Genomic DNA, 20,972 nt, shown 5'->3' with positions numbered 1-20,972 from the left:
ACGCATAAATAAAAGCGTTTGTCGGGAAATGTAAATAAGCATATGAGCGAGGTGGATGAGATGAGCGAACAAAATATCCTGATGCAGCAGCGCAAAGCACAGGCTTTACCCCGCGGCACCGGCACGCTGTGCGACTGGTATGTGGCGCGGGCGGAAAACGCGACCCTGTGGGATAACGAGGGCAACAGCTGGATCGATTTCGCTGGCGGCATCGCGGTGCTCAACACCGGCCATCGCCATCCGCGCATCGAACAGGCAGTAGCCCATCAGTTAACAAAATTTACGCATACCGCGTTTCAAATCACTCCGTACGAAAGCTATATCGCCCTGGCTGAACGCATCAACCAGCGGGTGCCTGTTGCCGGCCAGGCTAAAACAGCCTTCTTCACCACTGGCGCAGAAGCGGTAGAAAATGCGGTCAAAATCGCCCGTGCTTATACCCGCCGCCCTGGCGTAATCGCCTTTGGCAACGCCTTTCACGGTCGCACCCTGATGACCATGGCGATGACCGGCAAGGTCGCCCCCTATAAGCGTGATTTCGGCCCGATGCCCGCCTCGGTGTTTCATGCGCGCTATCCCAGCGCGGTACAGGGCATCAGTATCGACGCGGCGCTAGCCAGCCTCGATGCCCTTTTTACTCAGGATATCGCGCCGCAGGACGTAGCCGCGATCGTGCTGGAGCCCGTGCAGGGCGAAGGCGGTTTCCATGCGGCGCCGGTTGAGTTTATGGTCAGGCTGCGTGAGCTGGCCGATCGCTACGGCATTCTGCTTATCGCCGACGAGGTGCAGAGCGGTTTTGCCCGCACCGGTAAGCTGTTCGCCATGGAGCACTATCCGGTGCAAGCGGATCTCATCACTATGGCGAAAAGTCTGGCGGGCGGCCTGCCGCTTTCCGCCGTGTCAGGGCGGTCAGAGGTGATGGATGCGCCAGGTCCGGGCGGCCTCGGCGGCACCTATGCTGGCAATCCGCTGGCGATCGCCGCAGCGCATGCGGTGCTTGACGTAATCGACGAGGAGCAACTCTGCGCCCGGGCCGCTGAGCTTGGCGGCAGGCTTGAGGCCGAGCTACAGACCTTCCGTAAGCAGTGTCCCGCGATTGCCGATGTCCGCGCGTTAGGGTCGATGGTGGCCGTTGAATTTACCGAGACCGCCACCGCGCAGGCGGTACAGAAAAAAGCGATGGAGAATGGCCTGCTGCTGCTGACCTGCGGCGCAAAAGGCAACGTTATACGTTTTCTTTATCCGCTGACCATTCCTGACCAGCAGTTCCGCCAGGCGCTGGACATTTTAACCTCGGTTCTCAACCACTGCGCCGCTGACGTCGAAAAAAGCGTCGTAACGGCCTGATCCTTCCCGGCTCGCTGCGGCGAGCCCATCCCCTGCTCGCCCCGGACACAAAAGCCCGGGGATCGTTCTGGAGACGTTCTGATGACAACAACGCAGACTGCAAATGAAGATGCACTGGCACAAAACCTGAAGCCGCGCCACGTGCGCATGTTGTCAATTGCGGGCGTAATTGGCGCCGGCCTGTTTGTGGGCTCCGGCCACGCGATTTACGAGGCGGGTCCGGCGGTGCTGATCGCCTATGCCGCCGCCGGTGCGCTGGTAGTGCTGATAATGCGCATGCTGGCTGAAATGGCGGTCTCGCTGCCCGATTCAGGTTCTTTTTCAACCTATGCCGACAAGGCGCTGGGCCGCTGGGCCGGTTTCACTATCGGCTGGCTCTACTGGTGGTTTTGGGTATTGGTTATCCCGCTGGAAGCCAACGCTGCCGGCACCATCCTGCACGCCTGGTTCCCCCAGATCGCCATCTGGCAGTTCACCCTGGCTATCACGCTGTTTTTAACCATCACCAATCTGCTGAGCGTGAAAAATTATGGTGAGTTTGAATTCTGGTTTGCGCTGCTCAAGGTAGCGGCGATTGTCGCGTTTTTGTGTGCTGCTGGCCTGGCCGTATCTGGCCTGATGCCCAACAGTAGCACCAGCGGCCTTCAGCATCTCTACGATACGCAAGGTTTTATGCCCAACGGCATGGGTAAGGTGATGGCGGCGATTCTGACCACGATGTTTTCTTTTATGGGCACCGAGATTGTTACCATCGCCGCCGCCGAATCAAAGGATCCAGGCAAGCAAATCACCAGGGCCACTAATTCGGTTATCTGGCGTATCGCGCTGTTCTACCTGCTGTCGATTTTCTTTGTGGTGGCGCTGGTGCCGTGGAATTCCCCGGCGCTGATTGAGCATGGTTCTTATCAGGCCGCGCTTCAGGCGATGAATATCCCGCACGCCAGGCTGATTGTGGATATCGTCGTGTTAATGGCGGTATGCAGCTGTCTTAACTCGGCGCTTTATACCTCGTCACGCATGCTCTATTCACTGTCGTGTCGCAAAGATGCGCCCGCGGCGGCCTCACGCACGAATCGCAGCGGTACGCCATGGGTTGCCGTGCTGCTCTCAACCGCTGCCGCTTTTGTCGCAGTTGTGGCTAACTACCTGGCGCCCAGCGTGGTATTCGAATTTTTGCTGGCGAGTTCCGGCGCTATCGCCCTGCTGGTGTATCTGGTGATTGCCGCCTCTCATCTGGTACTGCGCAAAAAGCGCGAAAAAGCGGGCGAAAAGCTGAGTTACCGTATGTGGCTGTTCCCCGGCCTGACCTGGATTACCATACTCTTTATCGTTACCGTGCTGGTTTCTATGCTGTTCAACGCTCAGCATCAGACCGAGCTGCTGGCAACTGGCGGCCTCACGCTGGCGATTATCGCCGCCAGCCTGATCGTGCCTCGTAAAAAGAATAAGCGACAGAAAACGCGCTTCTATGCCGTTCAGTCCTCTGAAAACTCCTGAGCTGACTAACAGGGTCGCGCAGCATGTTATTTGATAAAGCGCGTCCCTGTGCAATAACTGCAATCGTCACGCATGCAGCGACCTGCCTGTGGCCCCTCTCAGCCAAATAGTATACCGTCACGCTATCAGGGTGGTTTAGTTAGCCGCTGCATTAAATACAGTTCTGTTTAAAGGGAAAGCCGGGGCCGCATCATACGGTGCAGATCATGTGCATATTTCAGCATATCAACACCCTGATATTACAGAACGCCTGGAACACTTTTTCACATATCATCTATGCAGAACGGGAGCAATAAATTAATGGAACACCGTTATTCTTCGCATATATCCTGGACAGGCAACCTGGGAACAGGCACATCAGGCTACCGGTCCTATGCGCGAACCTGGGATATTTCAATAGCCGGTAAGGAACCAATACATTGCTCTAACGATCCGTTACTGGGAGGCGACCCGGGTAAAATGAATCCGGAGGATCTGCTGATATCCTCTCTTTCCGCATGCCATATGTTGTGGTATTTGCATCTGGCATCAGATGCAGGCATTACCGTAATGGATTATGAAGACTCCCCTGTGGCGACAGGTGAAGTTTTAAAAAGTGGCGCTGGCCGCTTTATTTCAGCCACGCTTAAGCCAAAAATTACAGTATTACCCGGTACGGATATCGAGGCTGCCACCGCTATTCATCATGAGATCCATAAAGTTTGTTTTATCGCCAGGTCAGTGAATTTCCCTGTCAGCTATGAACCTGAGTTTATTTTCGATAACAGTATGCCTGATTAAGTTTGCTCTTATATTATGCTGGTGCCGCGTTCGATAATTGATGACTGCGCTGCGGCAGGAGCAGTAACTGATGAGATGATGACCAGTCTCTTATATTTGTTCTGCTTCCACTGCTCGCTCTCAGAGGATAAAACCCCTCTTTTTGCTTAGTGCCAGCAGCAAACTGAATCCTGAAGAGTGCGGTGAATGACTTCAGGCAACCGGATGTTGAAATGACCAACCTGCAACCTGGAGAAAACCGATGAGCACGATTAATTCGCTGGAAGCAGAGGGTGGAGTCTGGATCAACCCGCCCGAACATTACGCTTTTGAGAAAGGCAAGTTGCGGTTCACAACGGAAGCCAATACGGATTTCTGGAAACAGACCTACTATGGCTTTCAGCGGCACACCGGTCATGCATTTGGATTTTACGTGGAGAGCGATTTCACCCTTCAGGTAAAAGTGATGGCTGACTTTTCAGATCTTTATGATCAGGCGGGCATCTTCATTTTGGATGAAGCCGATCGCTGGGTGAAGGCAGGAATAGAATTTAATGACGACCAGCCAGCGGTAGGCTGTGTGGTTACGCGTGACACATCTGACTGGTCAACCGGCCTTTTCCCCGGTAATCCACAAGAGTTCTGGATGCGTGCTACCCTGGAAAACGAAGCGCTCAGAATACAGTATTCTACAGAGGGTAAAACCTGGCCGCTGCTGCGGCTGTGTTACTGGCCTCAGCATCAAAAACGCTTTGTGGGCGTGATGGCTTGTACCCCAGAAAGACAAGGCTTTGAAGTCACCTTCTGCGATTTTTCCCTGGGTCAACCTCGAAGCAAGCCGCTGCACGACCTTACCTGAGTCCGCTTGTCGATTTCATATCTGCGCCTCCCTTACAGGAGGCCTTTTTCCGATGCACTGCTACGTTCCAGACGTGAACCTTAATGCGCTGGATAAAGCGTTTAAACATTTTTATCTTCAAGGCAAATATCAAGGGTAAAAGATGAAGAGTAGACTCGCGAGACCTGATGAAGCAGAGGCGTGCTGGAACATTAGAAATCTGGCTATCAGGCACGGTTGCAAAAGCAGTTACGACCCAGCCGTCATCGCCGCCTGGACGCCTGAAGCTATGCCCGAAAGGTACAGAGAAGTTATTAAGGAAAATCCTTTCTTTATTGTTGAGGGACCTGATGCCCGTCCCGTAGCAACCGGATACCTTGATATTGCGTCAGCAAGCGTTGAGGCAATATTCACATCGCCAGACCATGCCAGAAAAGGTTGTGCCGGCATGATTCTCACAAAAATTAAAGATGAAGCTCGTCAACGCGGGTTTAGCCGTTTGACCTTATCTTCAACGCCAGATGCAATAACCTTTTATGAAAAACAGGGATTTAAATCCCTCAGAGAAAGCCTTTACTTCTCAAAACTGGCTAACGCAGAGCTGCGCTGCATGGAAATGGCTATCGACCTGTCATTGTGATACATGCATGATTCACGGCGGTGATCGTCCGCCGTGGAATAATGTGAGTTCACTCAGGCAGAAGCTCTCTTATACTTTCAGCAAAAACAGCCGCTTCCCTTTTATTTTGTTATTCAGGTCAACCTGATAAATCTCTGCCCATTTATCTACGATGCGGGTAGCGGTCTATATCCTCCTTATTAGGTTAGGACTCAAATCATTCCCTGCTAAACAATCACAGCTGTTCGCAATCGTTTAAAACTCACGAACGTGATCCAAATCAATTAACCTCAACATTACTATTAAAAAATAGAAACAATGCTAAAAACCCTGTTTTCTATGCCGATATAGATTGATGCCCAGAGCGGAAAATTTTCAGACTCAGGCCTTCTCTACAATACAGGGTTATCTAAATGAAATTTATAAAAAATCTTTCTAATCTTAGAATAGGCGGAAAATTATTCCTGGGTTTCTCGCTGGTTATACTGGCTTCGTTGATTATTTCCCTGCTCACGCTGCGCTGTTTTTTAAACATTCAGGAAAACTCCGTGAAGCGTGACATTACCGTAGAAATGCTGGACACGCTGGGCAAGGCCAGACTCAACCGCACCTTATTTCAATACACTCGCGATAAAAAATTCATCATTATCAATGGAGAGGCGATGGATCGGCTTTCACAATTGAAACAGAGCCTGGAAAAGTACGCCTGGTCTGCTGAGGGTCAGAATAAACTGTCTCAGCTGGCATCTTTATTAAATCAGTACAAAGAAAAGCGGCAGGCGTTCCTGGAAAGCACGGATAAGTCGTTGCTCTCCTTAAATGAATTAAATTCAACAGGCTTACCGCTGTTAGCAGAACAGCTTGCCGCACAGGAATCTGCTGTGGCTGCGGGTTCAGCCGCGCCGCTTTTTTCACTTACGCTGAAGATTGATCAAACGGTTTTACTGATTCAGGACTTTATAAAGACGCCGGACGACACGTCGCTAAATAAAATCACACAGATTCAGGGTGAAACCACCCCTTTTATTTCGCAACTCAAAGCCGATCCTGATGCGAAGCTGGGTGAATTATTAAACTCCGCAGCGCAAAAAACAGCAGCGACTCCCGCTCTGTTAAAAAACTATATGCTGCTCGTTCGTGATGAAAAAAAGGCTTCGGATGAGATGACCCACGCAGCGGAGACGCTGAATCGGGCTGTAACCGACTTATCTTTGTTTCAGACGCAAATGGGAGATAAGTATATCCACACGGCGCTGTGGCAGATTGGCTTTACGACGATAGCCTGTATTGTGCTGAGCCTTCTGGTGGCGTGGAGAATGACCCGAAGCATCACTGTTCCGCTAAAAGAAACGCTTTTCTCTGCCCAGCGCATCGCTGAAGGCGACCTGACCTCAGAAATCGCCAGCACACGCTCTGACGAACTGGGACAACTGATGTCAGCGGTTGGCGCGATGAACCTGAGCCTGCGCAACATTATTGTTCGGGTACGCGACGGCGTTAACAGCGTCGCCCGCGCCTCTTCTGAGATTGCCGCGGGAAATACTGATTTGTCTTCACGCACAGAACAGCAGTCGGCTGCGGTTGTTGAGACAGCAGCCAGCATGGAAGAACTGACATCTACCGTAAAACAGAACGCAGAAAATGCGCATCATGCCAGCCAGCTGGCAACAGAGGCGTCGCATAACGCCAGCCGTGGCGGTGAAATCATCCATGACGTCATTACCACCATGGGCGGGATCAGCCATAGCGCCGGTAAAATTGGTGAAATTATCACGGTCATTAACGGTATTGCCTTCCAGACCAATATTCTGGCGCTTAACGCGGCGGTTGAAGCGGCGCGCGCTGGCGAGCAGGGTCGCGGCTTTGCTGTCGTTGCAGGTGAAGTAAGAAACCTGGCTCAGCGCAGTTCTGTGGCGGCTAAAGAAATCGAAGCGCTGATTCGCGAGTCTCTGGACCGGGTGAATGACGGCACCACGCTGGTTAATCGTGCCGGCGATACGATGGGAGATATCGTTAAATCGGTTTCTCAGGTGCGGGATATTATGGGCGAAATCGCTGCTGCTTCGGATGAGCAAAATCGCGGTATTAGCCAAATCTCTCTGGCCATGACAGAGATGGATACCACTACACAGCAGAACGCCGCGCTGGTTGAGGAGTCCTCCGCTGCGGCCAGCAGCCTGGAAGAGCAGGCGCTGGAGCTGGAAAGAACGGTTTCTGTTTTCCGCGTCCCCTCCTCTGGACTAATCGCGCCAAAAGCCCCGGTTCAGAGAAGCAGCAAAAATACGCCGGCGTTAGCCACGCCTTCTGGCGCTAACTGGGAAACCTTTTAACTTCTACTGACCTTTCAGATGCAGGTGCCTGTCAGGTGCCTGCTGTTTCAGCCGGTTAAGGGGGAAAGATGTCTGAAGAGCAAAAAGTCAGAGCTGCCCATATCATCATCGGTGAAGCATCTGAGGCGCTTTTTTATAGCGCTGATTCCATTACCCGCGCGAACCTGATCGATAAACTTAACGGCCTGCTGATAACAGAAGCGGGCGGGCTGCGAAAAGCAGCCATCATTAAGGCTATAGAGATACTCGGATAGCATCATTAATTCTTCGCGGCGCTAATTATCGGGGAACATATCTGGCTGTACACACTTTTCTCGTTTGTTATTACTCTGCTTAGCTGGAAGAAACTGATAACTGAGAATACAGGTTCGTCCTGCTTTCTCTGCTGATTTTACAGAAGGTAAATTTTGAGGGCTGATAGTTCCAGATAGCAAAGAGGTCGGCTGGCTATTCTGAAAGAGATAGCGGCACAACATGCGCTGTGCTCTGGACGCGAGAGAACGTCCGCGAAAAGCAGGCAGGATAATTTCTTCGGAAATACGAAAGCCCGGTAAAAAAGCCGTATCTGCTTTTTCACAAATTATCAGACCAACCCGTTTGCCCTGTTCAAAGAGGATCCAGGTATCGCCATTCAGGATATGCTGTTGCAGCTCACCGCTCTCCGTTGCGCATAAGCTGCCAGCTAAGCCGGGTATAGCAGACCAGGCGTGTTCATAAGCCTCGATAATAGAATATTTACACCATGCAAAATCAGTAGGAACTGCGCGTATCAGACTCAGTGCGCGCTCATCCTGCGGAGCAGAAACAAAATCAAGAGGAGTCGAGTAGATAAGCTGGTCTGCGATGCCCGCAGGTGTATGGCATCCTGGTACAAGCACGCGGATATATTCAGGCTTTATCCTTGCCCACGCTTTGCTGATAACGTCCAGTACAGGGTTATCTACAACGGAATCCGACGCGACAATATCAATAAACGGGCGACTTATATCTCCTGCCTTATAGCGAGGGCCGGTCAGAAAATATTTGCCGTTAATGCATAATTTTTGCTGTAAAAAAGCGTTTTGAGGTAATCCTGTTTCACGCCAGGGAAAGCGTGCTGAAAAAGATTTGTCAGAACACCAGCTTTCCTGCATTGATATCCATTTTTCAAGCTGGGCGCGCAGCAAATCAACCGGCAAAGGAAGCGAGCCATATTGTGCAAGCATATGTTCAATCATTTAAAATCCATTGTATCACCGCCAGTCGCGGCAGAATTTTGGCTTGTTGTAAATGCATGACAGCTAATAAGTTAGTCTGTGGGAAGCCGCTCAGCAAAAATACAGGCAATTGAACAGATCAGGCGTATTGTCATATCACATCCCTACAGCATGGAGGATCAGATGCCTGAGTACCATTTCTATAAAAAAGGCAAAAAAGTTGTTGCGCTGATGAGTGCAGATGCTTCAGGCGCCGCTCTGTTGCTTAAACAGGGCTATGAAAAACAGCGTGAAGAGATCTGCGCAACGAATGAAAACCATGCGCTTACTCGTTTTATGGATATACGCAGAGAAAACCGAATTGATCAGCATAACTTTCTTGCGGGTGCCGGAACTATGCCCTTTATCGGCGTTATGACGGCAATCGCAGCATTTCTTTTACGTAAAAAATAGCCATTGCGCTGGCCCCCGTTACGCCAGCCTCAGGTTGAGCGGTTGCAAAAACCTGCCTGTTAAAGCGACCTCACCACCGCAGTACGCTTCCGTTTCCCCCCTGCTTTGCCAGCGCGCTGTGCATTTACGGCGCCTCGTTTGCCCTCTGCCTGTTCGCCCGCTACGCTTTCAGCACCTGTTTTTTTAGCCGGGAGAGAACGTATGAAACAGCTGGTAATGATTTTTTTGCTGGGGATCGGCGCAGTCGCCGTTACGGCCTGCGCGCCGCGTCCGCATGACGCGCCAGCGCCGCCACATGCGCCCAGCGGGCAGCAACCACCGGGCGCACCGGGCGGCAGCGGCCCGGTCGGTCAGCCACAATCCTGAGATGAAAAGCGTAACAAAAGCGTAAGCTTCCAGCATAACCGCCGGGCTTTGCTACGCTTTTAGTGAATGCCAACCCAAAGGAGACGAACTATGTCAGGAAAAATCGAAGATACCGTAAAAGAAGTTGCCGGTGCCGCTGAGCAGCAATGGGGCGAAGCCACCGATTCTCCGCGTCATCGCGTTCGCGGCGCAGCGCGCCGTTATTCCAACCAGGCGACCTATGCTGCGCGCGACGCGGCTGACTGCATTAAAGACCAGGTTCAGTCCAATCCGCTTGCCGGTCTGGCGGTGGCTGCTGGCGTCGGCGTCTTTATCGGCTTCCTGCTGGGTCGTAAATAACCCCGCGCGCCTCCTCACATAACGTGAGGAGGTCGGGAAGGGGCGTTTGTCCCTTCCCGCCAGGCCAGCGTAGCTCTCTTGCCGCGACTCGCCTCTTCCCTGCCCTTACGCGCACCGTCATAACAGCCATCATCGTTTCTCACCCTGACTTTTAGCAGCGTTTCCAGTTGCCAGCCGCTCGCACAGGCCCTATTATCACCCTCCATATACTATACCCCAGTATAGATAGCGGCTTTCAGGAGATTCCAATGGCGCATACCTTAAAAAACAAAAAGAGTTTGCTGACCCGCGTCCGCCGCATTAAAGGCCAGGCCGCCTCGCTGGAGACAGCCCTGGAGTCAGGTGAAGAGTGCCTGAAGGTATTGCAGCAGGTCGCGGCGGTGCGCGGCGCCATTAATGGCCTGATGAGCGAACTGCTGGAAGGGCATATCCGCGAACACCTGATGAATGAAGCGGCCACCCCGCAGGAGCGAAACGAAGATCTGGAAGAGATCGTGGCGGTTATTCGCTCTTATCTGAAGTAGACAATCCGCTACGGCGCCTGCCTGCCGGCTCAATAATCACTAACAGGAAAAACAATGCTCTGGCTTATCTCAAAATATGCGATAACCGCTTTTATGGTGGTGCTGATATCCGAAACGGCGAAGCGCAGCGATCGTCTGGGCGGTTTGCTGGCCGCCCTGCCGCTGGTCACCGTACTGGTGCTGATCTGGATGAAGCTGGAGGGACAGGCGCAGGAGAAGATTGCCGCCCACGCCTGGTACACCTTCTGGTATGTCGTGCCGACGCTGCCGATGTTTATTCTGTTTCCGTTTCTCTACCAGCGCACCGGCTTCTGGCCTACGCTGGGCATCTCCTGCGTCATCACCGTGGCGCTCTTCGCCCTGTGGGCGCTGCTGCTAAAACGCTTTGGCATTGTGCTGATGTAGGCGCAGCCTACAGCCGTTGCTGATGGTCGGTTTTATTCAACGTCATCAGCGCCGGAATGCTGACCAGCGCCGTCGCCATCACATACCATGCCGGAATATCCAGATTGCCGGTCTGCTTCATCAGCCCGGTAATAATCAGACCCGCGCAGCCTGAAAAGATCGCGTTCGACAGCGAGTAAGCCAGCCCAAGTCCGGTGTAGCGCACCTGTGTGGGAAACATCTCCGCGAGCATCGCCGGGCCCGGTCCCGCCAGCATCCCGACGATGCCGCCAGCGATAAATACCACCAGCGCGCTGAGCGCTGTCGAAGTTGTCTCGTCCTGCAGCAGCTTTAACAGCGGAAAGGCGAGCAGCAGCAGTAACACACTGGCCGCTACCATTACGCGCCGCCGCCCGATTTTATCGCTGAGCCACCCGGCGGGCAGAATGGTTGCCGCAAAGCCCAGGTTCGATATGACCGCGCTCAGCAGCGCCTGGTTAAAGCCGGTATGCAGCGCAGACTGCAGATAGCTGGGCATAATCACCAGCCAGGTATAGCCCGCCGCTGACCAGAGCATCACGCGCGCTATCGCCAGCAAAATGATTTTCAGCGTCTGCATAGCGCTCGCCTGCGGCCGCGGCTGCTGATGCTGCCGAATAAAGCTCGGCGTCTCCTCCATGCTCAGCCGTAGCCACAGCGCAATCAGCCCGAGCGGCAGCGCCAGCAGAAAAGGTACCCGCCAGCCCCACGCCAGCATCGCATCGCTGCTCAGCAGCCCGGAAAGCAGCGCCACTACGCCCGCGCCCGCCAGCAGCCCCAGCGCGACGGTAAAGGATTGCCATGCGCCGTAAAGCCCGCGCTTGCCCGGCGGTGCGAACTCGGTCATCAGCGACACCGCGCCGCCATACTCGCCGCCCGCGAACAGCCCCTGCAGGATACGCAGCCCGGTCAGGATCAGCGGCGCGGCGATGCCCAGCGCCGCGCTGGTTGGCACCAGGCCAGTCAGCGTGGTCGCCAGCGTCATCAACAGCAGCACCGCGATCAGCGTCGGTTTGCGGCCGACGCGGTCGCCGATGCGGCCAAAAATAACGGCACCGAGCGGACGAAAAAAGAAGGCGATGGCGAACGAGGCGTAAGTCAGGATCAGACTGCTGAGCGCCGAGGCCCCCTGCAGCTGAAAAAAGTTCTGCGCGATCAGCGTGGCGAGAAAGCCATAAACAGCGAACTCATACCATTCAATAAAGTTGCCGACCGAACCAGCAATCAGCGCGCGTCGCTGACGCTGCGCAAGCAGTTGAGGATTTTCCACAGGCGTATCCTTAGTGACGGGCCGCTCAATGGGGTCAAGTATAGGGTTTCGTCGCGCGTTCGGCTTCAGCGCGCGATAAAGCGGCGCGGTTTTTCCATGCGGAACCCCATGCCCAGCAGACGACCAAAGACAAAGCGCAGGAATGGCCATTTCCGCAGGATGCCCGGCATCGGGTTTTTAGCGCCTGTACCCGGCCGGTTACGGCTCATTTTAATTTGCAGAAACTGGGTGGCGACGGTGGGAAACTGGCGTCGCTTCTGCACCCGCGCCAGATCGCGCAGCCTTACCCTGCCGCGCTGTAGCGGCTGCGTAAGATAGTTGGCGGCCGCGACCGCATCCTGAATCGCCAGATTAACGCCTACCCCGCCGATGGGCGACATGGCGTGCGCCGCATCGCCGATGCAGAGCAGGCCGGGCTTCATCCATCTCTCCAGCCGGTCAATGCGAATCGACAGCAGTCGGATCTGTGACCAGTCGTCAATCGCTTCCAGACGCGCGGCGCTGAAGGGCGCCACTGCGGCGATGCGCTGCTTCAGCGCCGCCAGCCCGTCGCGCTGCAGCGCCTCAAATTCCCCTTTCTGGATGGTAAAGCCGCACTGCCAGTAATCGCCGCGATCGATAACGATAAAGTTATTGCGCGGCCCGGTGTGCCCGCTGCCCAGCGTCGGATCTTCCGGCTGCTTATCCAGCCGGAACCAGATAACGTCGCGCGGCGTGCCGAATGACCGGCTCGCCAGCCCCGCTTTCTCTCTGACCGCCGAATGCCGCCCGTCCGCGCCAATCACCAGCTGCGCGCGAATGGTAAGCGGCTGTCCGTCGCGCAACGCCGTCACGCCGCACACCCGGCCCTGCTCTACAATCAGATCGCTGAGCGCCGTTGAGGACAACAGCCTGAAGCCGGGGAAGGTCGCGCTTTCGCTGGCAAGGAAGTTAAGAAAATCCCACTGCGGCATAAAGGCAATAAAGCGGCAGCGCAGCGGCAGACGCGAAAAGTCCGCCATCGTCACCTCTTCGCCGCCCATCTCCGCCTGCAGCTTTTCGGCGCGCTGATGCGGCAGCGCCAGCAGCTTATCCAGCAGGCCAAGGTGGTGCATCACCTCCAGCGTGGAGGGGTGAATGGTGTCGCCGCGAAAGTCGCGCAGGAAATCGGCGTGTTTTTCCAGCACGACCACCTGCAGGCCCGCGCGTGCCAGCAGGTATCCGGTCATCAGGCCCGCCGGGCCGCCGCCGACGATGCAGCAGTCAGCGGAAAGCGTCTGTGATGGCATGGTAGCTCCTCGGTTATCGCCTGACAGTGTAGGCCAGCTGTCATTGATAAAGTACAGACTTATTGCAGGGATATTGCCGTCTGGCTTGAACGATCCCGTCTGGCTGCCAGACTTAAAGGTAATGTTAATCACCCCACCGTAAGGAGAGAACATGTCGAGATTTACAGGAAAAGTCGTCGTTATCACCGGAGCAGGATCGGGTATTGGTCAGGCTACGGCGAAACAGTTTTCCCGTGAAGGCGCCGCTGTGGTGCTGGTCGGCAGAACCCGGGAAAAGCTGGAGAAGACGCTGGCGATGCTGACGGCGGGCGATCATCTGGTGGCGCCGTGCGACGTCGCCGAGGTTGATCAGGTTAAGGCGCTGCGCGATCGCGTGGCGGAGAAGTACGGGCGCGTCGACGTGCTGGTCAACAACGCAGGCAGCGTGGTGCAGGGGCGCATTCATGAGGTGCAGCCAGACGACTGGCATAAGCTGATGAAGGTTGATCTGGACGGTGTTTACTACTGCATTCACCACTTTATGCCCGACCTGCTTAAAACTAAGGGCAACGTCGTGAATATTTCCTCGGTTTCCGGCCTCGGCGGCGACTGGGGGATGAGCGTCTATAATGCGGCTAAAGGCGCGGTGACGAACTTTACCCGCTCGCTGGCGATGGATTACGGCGCCGACGGCGTGCGCGTCAACGCCATCTGCCCCGGCTTCACCTTTACCGATCTCACTGAAGATATGAAAAATGATGAGGCGCTGCTGGAGCGCTTCTACGACCGCATCGCGCTGCGTCGCGCCGGCAAGCCGGAAGATATCGCCAGCGCGGTGCTGTTTATCGCCAGCGACGAGGCGCGCTATATCACGGGCGTCAATCTGCCGGTCGACGGCGGCCTCACCGCCTCTAACGGGCAGCCGAAACAGGCATAACGCGCCACAGACGGCATCGCGCTGTGCGATGCCGCTTACGCACAGGAGAGACTATGAACCAGGATTATCTGATTTTTGGCGCGGGCTATCACGGCGAAGTGAAAAGCTTTGAAGCCGGCCAGGTGGAAGTAGAGGTAGAGATTAAAGCGCCGGAAGAGACGGAGAGCAGCACCTCGCCGGAGCGTGAAGAACTCCAGCAATACGTGCTGCCCGTCACGGTGATTGCGGTAGACGGCAAACGCTATAACGTGGCGACGGAAGGCCATCCCAGCGAAGATGAAGTCAAAGAGGCGGTTAACCGCTGGCATCCGCAGCCGATCCAGGCCGACGAAATGCTGTAACCTGCTGAGGCGCGGCTCAGACGCCCGCCTCGGCCTTTTGCATCTCCACCAGCACCAGCGGACATTTCTTCACTTTACAGGCGTGGCTATAGGCCAGCGCGCACACAGAACAGAGATCCCCTTCCGACTCATATTCATACTCAGTGAAATAACGTACGCCAGCGCGCTGTGACTGCGCGGCGCGGAATGACGCTTCAGCCAGAATCATATCCAGCTCCCGGAAGGTCAGCGCGGAGGGATTATGAAATCCCACTTTGATTCGATAAGTAGTCATGCTGCGATTATTCCCGGACGCCACGCCGACCACCAGACGGTTATAGTATTTAGTGCAATAGCTGCGGATTATCAGCGTGATAATCCGCAGCCTGGGCTTACGCCGCGTCGCTCGCAGCCACTTTATCCGCTTCGCCGAAGCGCTCGCGCATCAGCGTTTCGATCTGCTCCAGCGATTTGCCGCGCGTTTCCGGCAGCATGAAAGCGACAAACGCCAGCGACGCCACGTTAATTACCGCAAAGATAAAGAAGGTGTTGTTGCCTGCCAGAGCCAGCAGCGGCGGAAAGGCGAAAGCGACCGCCGCGTTACAAATCCACTGGAAAGAGACGGCGGTGCCGGTCAGCACGCCGCGCACCTTCATCGGGAACAGCTCCGACATTAGCAGCCAGTAGACCGGCGAAATGCACATCTGCATAAAGAACAGAAACAGCATAATGCAGCCGAGCGCCAGCAGGCTCTGCGTCATATTCTGCGGCATAAAGACCAGCACTGCCCCCAGCGCCAGCTGCGCGACAATAACCACGCAAAGCCCGGTAATCAGCATCGGACGGCGGCCAAAGCGTCCTACCGCGCGAATACCCGCCATTACCGCCAGCACGGAGACCACACCGTTGCCGATAGTGGCGGCAATAGAGGCGCTGGTGCCCATACCGGTGGTTTTCAGAATAATCGGCGTGTAGTACATAAAGGCGTTGACGCCGGTGAACTGGATAACGATACCCATGCCAGCCCCCAGCAGCAGCAGCCGGACCACCCATTTCTCACGCAGCAGCGCCCCGGCCGACGGGCCGCGCTCCGCTTCCCGCGCCTGCTTGCGCATCGCCGCCATCTCTTTGCGCACCTCGCGCGGCGTCTCGCGCAGCTTTTTCATCACGCGCATCGCCTCTTTAATACGCCCTTCCGCCACCAGCCAGTGCGGCGACGCCGGTACGAAGAACGTGCCGATAAACAGCAACGCGCCGGGGATCATCGCCAGCGCCAGCATATAGCGCCACATTTTCGGGTCGTGCAGCAGGTAGCTCATCAGGGCGCTGACCACATAGGCAAGCAGCTGACCAGAAACGATCATCAACTCGTTGCGGCTCACCAGCGGCGCGCGGTGGCGCGGCCCGGCGATTTCGGCAATAAAGACCGGTACGGTGGACGAGCCGCCGCCCACCGCGATACCCAGCAGCAGACGCATGGCAACCATCACCTCGACGTCAGGCGCGACGGCGGTGCCGATCGCGCCTGCGACGAAGAGCAGTGCCAGGCTACGCAGGGTTATGCGGCGGCCGAAGCGATCCGAGACATAGCCGCTGAGAAAGGCGCCGACCGCAGCGCCGAAGATCAGCGACGAAGTCACCAGCCCCTCGGTGAAGGGCGTTAAATCCAGTCCGCCCTGCGCAGGCGGCAGCGTCATATAGGGCAGTGCGCCGGAAATAATACCGGTGTCGTAGCCAAAGGCGAGCGCGCCCATGGTCGCTACCAGCACAACGAAAAAGAGCCGCTGGCGAACGGTATCAGCCGAAGGCGCTCCACTGTCGTTTGATTCAGTTTTATTCTGCTCCACAGTCACCCCATAAGTATCAACACCCTGAATTAGCTCATAATTTCACCAACACAGGCAAGAGTGACAAGTATAGATGCACTTTCCGATTTGTAATGGTCGTCACCTGATTTCTCCGCCATTCAGCGCCAGGCGCGCCGCCGCGCCGCGTGCGCCGCGTCGGCAACTCTTCCAGCGTGGACTATGATTGATTGTCGTATGGCGTAGCAGAGAGCCAGTTGCGGCATCCCCGCATCGCGGCGCGGCAGATAAGCCCTCTCCGCCAACGACGTTTCGTATACGTTTCCGTCTTACCTTTGCAATCTGCATCGCCGGACCTGAGCCGCGCGGTGTGGTTTAACGATCACATTTGATTCAGACGAGGTTATTGAATGGAGTCAGCATCATTTACCAAAAGCTGGGGCGCTGAATATGTCGCCAACGATGCCGTTCGCTTTCGTCTCTGGGCGCCCGGTCAGCAGAGCGTCAGCCTGCGGCTTGCCGGTCAGGATACACAGATGAGTCCCGCTGAGGATGGCTGGTTCGAACTGCTGTCAACCGGCGTCGCGCCCGGCAGCGAATATAATTTTGTGCTGGCCGACGGCACGGTCGTGCCGGACCCCGCCTCGCGCGCGCAGAAAGATGAGGTCAACGGCCCGTCGCTGGTGGTCGATCCCGCGCACTATGTCTGGCAGCACCAGGACTGGAAAGGCCGCGCATGGGAAGAGAGCGTGGTCTATGAACTGCATATCGGCACCTTTACCCCGGCAGGCACCTTCCAGGCGGCGATTGAAAAGCTGCCTTACCTGGCGGAGCTTGGTATTACTATGATTGAGGTTCTGCCGGTTTCGCAGTTCGGCGGCAACCGCGGCTGGGGCTACGACGGCGTGCTGCTCTATGCGCCGCACGCCGCTTACGGCACGCCTGATGACTTCAAAGCCTTTATCGACGCCGCGCACGGCTATGGGCTCTCGGTGGTGCTGGATATCGTGCTGAACCACTTCGGCCCGGAGGGCAACTATCTGCCGCTGCTGGCGCCGGACTTTTTCCATAAAGAGCGCGCCACCCCCTGGGGCGCAGGCATCGCCTATGACGTCGACGCTGCGCGCCGCTATATCGTCGAAGCCCCGCTCTACTGGCTGCAGGAGTATCGCCTCGACGGGCTGCGCTTCGACGCTATCGATCAGATCGAAGACACATCGGAGAAACATGCGCTGATCGAGATCGCCGAACGCATCCGCGCGGAGATCCCCGACCGGCCGATCCATCTCACGACGGAAGACAGCCGCAACGTGGTTTTCCTGCATCCGCGCGACGCGCAGGGCAATGCGCCGCTCTTCAGCGGCGAGTGGAACGATGATTTCCACAACGCCGTTCACGTGTTCGCCACCGGCGAAACCCACGCCTATTACCAGGATTTCACGCCGCACCCGGAAAAATATGTCGCCCGCGTGCTGGCGGAAGGCTTCGCCTATCAGGGCGAAGTCTCGCCCCACAGCGGCGAGGCGCGCGGCGTCGACAGCCGCGGCCAGCCGCCTGCGGCTTTTGTCGATTTTATCCAGAACCACGATCAGGTGGGCAACCGCGCGCTGGGCGAAAGGCTGATCACCCTTATCGGCGCGGAGCGCAATAAGGTGCTGCTCGCCACGCTGCTGCTCTCGCCGCATATTCCGCTGCTGTTTATGGGCGAAGAGTATGGCGAAACTCACCCTTTCCTCTTCTTTACCGATTTCCACGGCGATCTGGCTAAAGCGGTGCGCGAAGGACGCGCGAAGGAGTTTGCCGGTCACGCCGGGCATGAAGGCGAAAGCGTGCCGGATCCCAACGCTGAAGAGACCTTTACCCGTTCGAAGCTCGACTGGAGCAAGCTGCAGAGCGAAGAGGGGAAAGCCTGGCTGACGCTGTCGCGTCGTCTGCTGGCGCTGCGTCAGCAGCATATCGTGCCGCTGCTCGCCTCGGCGGGCGGTCATGCTGGCCGCGTGGAGCGCAGCGCGGAGGGCTTTATCCAGGTCAGCTGGCGCTTCCCCGCCGGCACGCTGTCGCTGGCGCTGAATATCAGCGAGACGCCGCAGCCGCTGCCTGACCAGCCAGGAGAGACGATTTTCGCCTGGCCGGAGAACAGCCGCGATCTGCCGCAAAACGCGATCGTCGTGCGCCTGGCTAAAGGAGACGCCAAATGAGTATTCCAGCCTCAACCTACCGTATTCAGTTTCGCAACGGCATGACCTTCGACCGCGCGGCGGCGCTGGTGCCCTATATTAAACGGCTCGGCATCACCCATCTCTACGCTTCGCCGATCTTTACCGCCACCAGCGGCTCTACTCACGGCTACGACGTGACCGACGCCAATGAGATCGATCCGGCTATCGGCGGCCGCGCCGGTTTTGACCGGCTGGTCGGGACGCTGAAGCAGGCGGGACTGGAGCTGATTATCGATATCGTGCCGAACCATATGGCCGCCTCGCTGGAGAACGCCTGGTGGCGCGACGTGATAGAACACGGCGAGCAGAGCCGCTACGCGCGCTACTTCGATATCGACTGGACGCGACGCCTGACGCTGCCCTTCCTCGGCGATACCTTCGAGGCGGCGCTGGAAAAGGGCGAAATCGCGATAAAGGCCGATCCGGCCAGCGGCAAACCGGCGATCGCCTATTACGAAAGCTTTTATCCGCTGTCGCCAGAGAGCTGGCAGGGACAGGAAGCCGAAGTGCTGGCGCTGACCGATAAGGCGCAGATTGCGGCGCTGCACGATCGCCAGCCCTACCGGCTGATGTCGTGGCGCGACGCGCCGAGCGACCTCTCCTACCGCCGCTTTTTTGAAATTACCGGGCTGGCAGGCGTGCGGGTCGAAGATCCGATCGTCTTTAACGACAGCCACAGGCTGATCCTGGAACTGGTGCATTCGGGCGCGGTCAGCGGGCTGCGCGTGGATCACGTCGACGGTCTGGCCGATCCGAAAGGTTATCTGGAGCAGCTGCGTCAGCATGCCGGGCCGGAGTGCTACATCACGGTGGAGAAAATTCTCGGCGAAGGCGAGCAGCTTCCGCCCGACTGGCCAGTTTCCGGCACCACCGGCTATGAATTTATCGCTTCGCTCTCCGATGCGCTGGTGGATGGCCGTCAGATTGCCGCGCTGCGCCAGGCCTACGACCAGACGGTCGGCGAGCCGGTGGATATGCGCGCCGAACTGCGCGCCGCCAAACAGCTGATGGCTGACAAGAATTTCGCAGGTGAATTCACCACCCTGCTGAAGCTGGCAGGCGCGATGGCCAGTGCGTCAGAGGTGACGCTGGCGGAGAGCGATCTGCGCGCCGCGCTGCGCGAACTGCTGGTCGCCTTTCCGGTCTATCGCAGCTACGGCACGCCAGCAGGTATGCCGCCCGAAGGCGCAGCGCTGCTGCAGCGCGTGGCTGAAACGGTACGCCGCGAAGCGCCCCGCCTCCAGCCCGCGGCGCTCGACTTTCTGCTGCGCATTATGAACGGCGAACTCGATACCGCCCTCGCCCACGACGCCGCCACCTTCCGCACTCGCTTCCAGCAACTGACCGGCCCGCTGATGGCGAAATCGGTCGAGGATACGCTCTTTTTCCGCCAGCACATGGCGCTGGCGCTGAATGAGGTCGGCGCAGAGCCGCTGCCGCGCCCCTTTTCACTGGCGCGCTTTCACGACGAAATGCAGATCCGCCGCGAACGCCAGCCGGATGGCCTGACCGGCACCTCGACGCACGACACCAAGCGCGGCGAAGATGCGCGCGCCCGCCTTTACACCCTGTCGGAGGCGCCGCAGCGCTGGGCGGAGCATGTTGCCCGCTGGCGGCAGATGAACCGTGACGCGGTGATCGCGCTCGACGGCGGCCCCGCGCCGGAACCGGCGGTAGAGTGGATGCTTTATCAGGCGCTGGCGGGCGTCTGGCCCGCATCCGGCACGCCCGATGCCGCTCAGCTCGCGGCTATCGAACCGCGCTTTATCGGTTTTGTCGAGAAAGCGCTGCGCGAGGCGAAGCTGCGCACGAACTGGGCCGACAGCAATGAAGCCTACGAAACGGCGGTGCTCGACTATGCGCGCCGCCTGCTTTCGCCCGCGAACACCCGCTTTTTAGCGGACTTCAGTCAGACGCTGCTGCCTTTTATCGCCGCGGGCCTGATTAACTCGCTCAGCCAGACGGTGATTAAACTTACCGCGCCCGGCGTGCCCGATATCTACCAGGGCAGCGAAGCGCTGAACTTCAGCCTGGTCGATCCCGACAACCGTCTTGAGCCCGATTTCGACGCGCTGCAGCAGATGCTGGGCGAAAGCGGCGATTTCTCTGCGCCGGAAGGCTGGCGAAGCGGCCAGCTCAAGCAGCAGGTTATCGCCACGCTGCTGCCGCTGCGCCAGCAGCAGCACGCCCTGTTCCGCCATGGCGACTATGTGCCGCTGGTGGTCAACGGCACTGAGGCCTCGCATGCGGTCGCCTTCGCCCGCGCGGATGCGCAGAGCGCGCTGATTGTGGTGGTGCCGCGCCTCGCTTTCGCTCGTCCGCGCTACAGCGAGGCGACCTTTATTACCCTGAAGGAGCCGCTGGCGCAGCGTCGTTACCGCAATATTTTTACAGGAGAAGTGAGTGACCTGACCGATCGGCTAAGCCTGGTCGCACTCAACAGCGGCGCGCCGCTGGTGCTGATCAGCGTCTGACAGGCGGGA

21 protein-coding genes are annotated in these 20,972 nt (G+C 57.0%); 16 read left to right on the top strand and 5 right to left on the bottom strand.

The window, feature by feature from the left end; genetic code table 11:
- Positions 1-60: 60 nt before the first annotated feature.
- The 7 genes from gabT to EKL29_RS02295 all read left to right on the top strand — a co-directional run bounded on the left by gabT (position 61) and on the right by EKL29_RS02295 (position 7,644).
- Positions 61-1,347: a 4-aminobutyrate--2-oxoglutarate transaminase gene (gabT, locus tag EKL29_RS02325; RefSeq protein ID WP_126688755.1), complete on the top strand. Its 1,287-nt coding sequence runs from the start codon at positions 61-63 to the stop codon at positions 1,345-1,347.
- An 81-nt stretch (positions 1,348-1,428) separates the two neighbouring features.
- On the top strand, positions 1,429-2,844 hold the full coding sequence (gene gabP, locus EKL29_RS02320; RefSeq protein WP_126688754.1) for a GABA permease: 1,416 nt from the start codon (positions 1,429-1,431) through the stop codon (positions 2,842-2,844).
- A 300-nt stretch (positions 2,845-3,144) separates the two neighbouring features.
- Complete coding sequence (locus EKL29_RS02315) at positions 3,145-3,624, top strand: OsmC family protein (protein ID WP_126688753.1); 480 nt, start codon at positions 3,145-3,147, stop codon at positions 3,622-3,624.
- 241 nt (positions 3,625-3,865) lie between these two features.
- Positions 3,866-4,462: a DUF1349 domain-containing protein gene (locus tag EKL29_RS02310; protein ID WP_126688752.1), complete on the top strand. Its 597-nt coding sequence runs from the start codon at positions 3,866-3,868 to the stop codon at positions 4,460-4,462.
- A gap of 142 nt (positions 4,463-4,604) precedes the next feature.
- Positions 4,605-5,081 carry a GNAT family N-acetyltransferase gene (locus tag EKL29_RS02305; RefSeq protein WP_126688751.1) on the top strand — a complete coding sequence of 159 codons (477 nt, stop codon included), beginning with the start codon at positions 4,605-4,607 and terminating at the stop codon, positions 5,079-5,081.
- Between the two features lie 392 nt (positions 5,082-5,473).
- Positions 5,474-7,390 carry a methyl-accepting chemotaxis protein gene (locus EKL29_RS02300; RefSeq protein ID WP_126688750.1) on the top strand — a complete coding sequence of 639 codons (1,917 nt, stop codon included), beginning with the start codon at positions 5,474-5,476 and terminating at the stop codon, positions 7,388-7,390.
- Positions 7,391-7,458: 68 nt separating this feature from the next.
- Positions 7,459-7,644: a hypothetical protein gene (locus EKL29_RS02295; protein ID WP_126688749.1), complete on the top strand. Its 186-nt coding sequence runs from the start codon at positions 7,459-7,461 to the stop codon at positions 7,642-7,644.
- A gap of 21 nt (positions 7,645-7,665) precedes the next feature.
- Here the strand turns inward: EKL29_RS02295 and EKL29_RS02290 are convergent, their stop codons facing one another.
- Positions 7,666-8,607 (bottom strand): GNAT family N-acetyltransferase, encoded by a 942-nt coding sequence (locus EKL29_RS02290; protein WP_126688748.1) that lies wholly within the window; start codon positions 8,605-8,607, stop codon positions 7,666-7,668.
- 162 nt (positions 8,608-8,769) lie between these two features.
- Here EKL29_RS02290 and EKL29_RS02285 point away from each other — a divergent pair, with 162 nt between their 5' ends.
- The 5 genes from EKL29_RS02285 (at position 8,770) to EKL29_RS02270 (ending at position 10,673) form a co-directional block, all read left to right on the top strand.
- Complete coding sequence (locus tag EKL29_RS02285; RefSeq protein ID WP_126688747.1) at positions 8,770-9,039, top strand: hypothetical protein; 270 nt, start codon at positions 8,770-8,772, stop codon at positions 9,037-9,039.
- A gap of 201 nt (positions 9,040-9,240) precedes the next feature.
- Positions 9,241-9,405, top strand: a complete 165-nt coding sequence (locus EKL29_RS23180) for a hypothetical protein (RefSeq protein ID WP_269949150.1) — start codon at positions 9,241-9,243, stop codon at positions 9,403-9,405.
- Between the two features lie 90 nt (positions 9,406-9,495).
- A complete protein-coding gene (locus tag EKL29_RS02280; protein WP_120452170.1) occupies positions 9,496-9,744 on the top strand; it encodes a YqjD family protein in 249 nt (82 codons plus the stop codon).
- 248 nt (positions 9,745-9,992) lie between these two features.
- Positions 9,993-10,268, top strand: a complete 276-nt coding sequence (locus tag EKL29_RS02275) for a metal/formaldehyde-sensitive transcriptional repressor (RefSeq protein ID WP_120452169.1) — start codon at positions 9,993-9,995, stop codon at positions 10,266-10,268.
- 54 nt (positions 10,269-10,322) lie between these two features.
- Positions 10,323-10,673 (top strand): DUF3147 family protein, encoded by a 351-nt coding sequence (locus tag EKL29_RS02270; protein ID WP_120452167.1) that lies wholly within the window; start codon positions 10,323-10,325, stop codon positions 10,671-10,673.
- A gap of 7 nt (positions 10,674-10,680) precedes the next feature.
- On the opposite strand, the gene EKL29_RS02265 is transcribed toward EKL29_RS02270, so the two are convergent.
- A complete protein-coding gene (locus tag EKL29_RS02265) occupies positions 10,681-11,961 on the bottom strand; it encodes an MFS transporter (protein ID WP_240629426.1) in 1,281 nt (426 codons plus the stop codon).
- A gap of 65 nt (positions 11,962-12,026) precedes the next feature.
- Positions 12,027-13,229 (bottom strand): FAD-dependent oxidoreductase, encoded by a 1,203-nt coding sequence (locus tag EKL29_RS02260; protein ID WP_126688745.1) that lies wholly within the window; start codon positions 13,227-13,229, stop codon positions 12,027-12,029.
- A gap of 151 nt (positions 13,230-13,380) precedes the next feature.
- On the opposite strand from EKL29_RS02260, the gene EKL29_RS02255 reads away from it, so the two are divergent.
- Both EKL29_RS02255 and EKL29_RS02250 read left to right on the top strand, forming a co-directional pair.
- Entirely contained in the window at positions 13,381-14,145 is a 765-nt protein-coding gene (locus EKL29_RS02255; protein ID WP_126688744.1) for an SDR family NAD(P)-dependent oxidoreductase, read from the top strand.
- Between the two features lie 53 nt (positions 14,146-14,198).
- Positions 14,199-14,486 (top strand): hypothetical protein, encoded by a 288-nt coding sequence (locus EKL29_RS02250; RefSeq protein WP_120452159.1) that lies wholly within the window; start codon positions 14,199-14,201, stop codon positions 14,484-14,486.
- Between the two features lie 16 nt (positions 14,487-14,502).
- Here the strand turns inward: EKL29_RS02250 and EKL29_RS02245 are convergent, their stop codons facing one another.
- Together EKL29_RS02245 and EKL29_RS02240 are read right to left on the bottom strand one after the other, a co-directional pair.
- A complete protein-coding gene (locus EKL29_RS02245) occupies positions 14,503-14,760 on the bottom strand; it encodes a hypothetical protein (RefSeq protein ID WP_120452157.1) in 258 nt (85 codons plus the stop codon).
- A gap of 97 nt (positions 14,761-14,857) precedes the next feature.
- Entirely contained in the window at positions 14,858-16,312 is a 1,455-nt protein-coding gene (locus EKL29_RS02240; RefSeq protein ID WP_120452156.1) for a sugar porter family MFS transporter, read from the bottom strand.
- Positions 16,313-16,680: 368 nt separating this feature from the next.
- Between EKL29_RS02240 and treZ the strand changes: the two genes are divergently transcribed.
- Together treZ and treY are read left to right on the top strand one after the other, a co-directional pair.
- Positions 16,681-18,468: a malto-oligosyltrehalose trehalohydrolase gene (treZ, locus tag EKL29_RS02235; RefSeq protein WP_126688743.1), complete on the top strand. Its 1,788-nt coding sequence runs from the start codon at positions 16,681-16,683 to the stop codon at positions 18,466-18,468.
- The gene (gene treY, locus EKL29_RS02230) at positions 18,465-20,963 is read left to right on the top strand and encodes a malto-oligosyltrehalose synthase (protein ID WP_126688742.1); all 2,499 of its coding nucleotides are present in this window, start codon (positions 18,465-18,467) and stop codon (positions 20,961-20,963) included. The genes treZ and treY overlap by 4 nt, the downstream gene beginning before the upstream one ends.
- The last annotated feature ends 9 nt before the right edge of the window (positions 20,964-20,972 follow it).

Source organism: Pantoea sp. YU22 (genome assembly GCF_003970755.1).
GTDB lineage: Bacteria > Pseudomonadota > Gammaproteobacteria > Enterobacterales > Enterobacteriaceae > Pantoea > Pantoea piersonii.
This window is presented reverse-complemented; position numbering and strand designations above follow the sequence as displayed.

What these genes read in the sequence shown, in the direction of transcription:
- gabT (WP_126688755.1), top strand. Translation starts at nt 61, where the DNA reads ATGAGCGAACAAAATATCCTGATGCAGCAGCGCAAAGCACAGGCTTTA.
- gabP (WP_126688754.1), top strand. Translation starts at nt 1,429, where the DNA reads ATGACAACAACGCAGACTGCAAATGAAGATGCACTGGCACAAAACCTG.
- EKL29_RS02315 (WP_126688753.1), top strand. Translation starts at nt 3,145, where the DNA reads ATGGAACACCGTTATTCTTCGCATATATCCTGGACAGGCAACCTGGGA.
- EKL29_RS02310 (WP_126688752.1), top strand. Translation starts at nt 3,866, where the DNA reads ATGAGCACGATTAATTCGCTGGAAGCAGAGGGTGGAGTCTGGATCAAC.
- EKL29_RS02305 (WP_126688751.1), top strand. Translation starts at nt 4,605, where the DNA reads ATGAAGAGTAGACTCGCGAGACCTGATGAAGCAGAGGCGTGCTGGAAC.
- EKL29_RS02300 (WP_126688750.1), top strand. Translation starts at nt 5,474, where the DNA reads ATGAAATTTATAAAAAATCTTTCTAATCTTAGAATAGGCGGAAAATTA.
- EKL29_RS02295 (WP_126688749.1), top strand. Translation starts at nt 7,459, where the DNA reads ATGTCTGAAGAGCAAAAAGTCAGAGCTGCCCATATCATCATCGGTGAA.
- EKL29_RS02290 (WP_126688748.1), bottom strand. Translation starts at nt 8,607, where the DNA reads ATGATTGAACATATGCTTGCACAATATGGCTCGCTTCCTTTGCCGGTT.
- EKL29_RS02285 (WP_126688747.1), top strand. Translation starts at nt 8,770, where the DNA reads ATGCCTGAGTACCATTTCTATAAAAAAGGCAAAAAAGTTGTTGCGCTG.
- EKL29_RS23180 (WP_269949150.1), top strand. Translation starts at nt 9,241, where the DNA reads ATGAAACAGCTGGTAATGATTTTTTTGCTGGGGATCGGCGCAGTCGCC.
- EKL29_RS02280 (WP_120452170.1), top strand. Translation starts at nt 9,496, where the DNA reads ATGTCAGGAAAAATCGAAGATACCGTAAAAGAAGTTGCCGGTGCCGCT.
- EKL29_RS02275 (WP_120452169.1), top strand. Translation starts at nt 9,993, where the DNA reads ATGGCGCATACCTTAAAAAACAAAAAGAGTTTGCTGACCCGCGTCCGC.
- EKL29_RS02270 (WP_120452167.1), top strand. Translation starts at nt 10,323, where the DNA reads ATGCTCTGGCTTATCTCAAAATATGCGATAACCGCTTTTATGGTGGTG.
- EKL29_RS02260 (WP_126688745.1), bottom strand. Translation starts at nt 13,229, where the DNA reads ATGCCATCACAGACGCTTTCCGCTGACTGCTGCATCGTCGGCGGCGGC.
- EKL29_RS02255 (WP_126688744.1), top strand. Translation starts at nt 13,381, where the DNA reads ATGTCGAGATTTACAGGAAAAGTCGTCGTTATCACCGGAGCAGGATCG.
- EKL29_RS02250 (WP_120452159.1), top strand. Translation starts at nt 14,199, where the DNA reads ATGAACCAGGATTATCTGATTTTTGGCGCGGGCTATCACGGCGAAGTG.
- EKL29_RS02245 (WP_120452157.1), bottom strand. Translation starts at nt 14,760, where the DNA reads ATGACTACTTATCGAATCAAAGTGGGATTTCATAATCCCTCCGCGCTG.
- treZ (WP_126688743.1), top strand. Translation starts at nt 16,681, where the DNA reads ATGGAGTCAGCATCATTTACCAAAAGCTGGGGCGCTGAATATGTCGCC.
- treY (WP_126688742.1), top strand. Translation starts at nt 18,465, where the DNA reads ATGAGTATTCCAGCCTCAACCTACCGTATTCAGTTTCGCAACGGCATG.